At 62.7% G+C, this 849-nt stretch carries 2 pseudogenes; both read right to left on the reverse strand.

Annotated elements, in window-relative coordinates:
- Positions 1-443: pseudogene (locus EN742_RS36345) on the reverse strand (aminotransferase); the annotation flags it as partial.
- A gap of 165 nt (positions 444-608) precedes the next feature.
- Positions 609-849, reverse strand: a pseudogene (locus EN742_RS36350) (GntR family transcriptional regulator); the annotation flags it as partial.

An 849-nucleotide genomic window follows, 5' to 3' on the forward strand; every position in this document is an offset into this window, starting at 1 on the left:
AAGGTGATGAGCGCCAGCCCGACATCTTCCTGCCAGCGGGCGACGAAATCCTCGTCGCGAACCCAGCTTTCGCCAGGCCTGAGCGGCACGGTGTCGAGCGTGAAATTGAAACGTTGGGCCAAGCCTGCCAGCAGGAAATGCAGGCTCGGAAAACAGTCGGCGGCAACCAGCACGCGCTTTCCCGCCAGACGCTCGGAGGGCAGGGCGCCGATCAGGCTGTAGAGCGCCGAGGTGACGTTCTCGGCGGTGGTCAGCGTGCCCTGCGGTGCGTCGATCAGCCTGATCCAGGTGTCGATGAAGCGTTGCCGCGCGGCAAGCGCGGCCGGCCACTGGCCGTCGTCTTCCGCCGACCAGATGGCAGAGAAGTCCGCCAGTGCGGCGGCCATGCTCTCGCCCTTGCCGGGGAAGGTGCCGATCGAATGGTAGAGAAAATAGCCGGACATCTTCTGTCTCGCTCCTTGTGATCATGTGATCACAAAACGAAACGAGGATCAATCCTTTAAGGCTAAAGAAAAGCGGCAAGGTGCCAAAAAGCAGCCGATTGCTTTGGTCCAGCGCGGCCGCGACAGACCTTCTCTGTCTTTGGGTCAGCCCAACGCTGAGGAAGATCAGGAAGCTTTGCCGAAACCGGTGAAGTCGACCGTCTTGGGCTCTGGCACATCGGGGCAGATGGCGCGCAGCGTCATCTGCGTCGCCGTGATGTCCGCCACCACCTCGTCGCGGGCGCGGGCAAAGTCCTTGTCCTTCAGCGCGGCAATGATCGCGACATGCCTGCCCGAGGGCTCCATCGTTCCGGCGCGCATCAGCGGCGCCACGTGGTTGGACAACAGCCGCATATAGGGGCCGAAG

The sequence above is a fragment of the Mesorhizobium sp. M4A.F.Ca.ET.020.02.1.1 genome (assembly GCF_004022645.1).
Classification (GTDB): domain Bacteria; phylum Pseudomonadota; class Alphaproteobacteria; order Rhizobiales; family Rhizobiaceae; genus Mesorhizobium.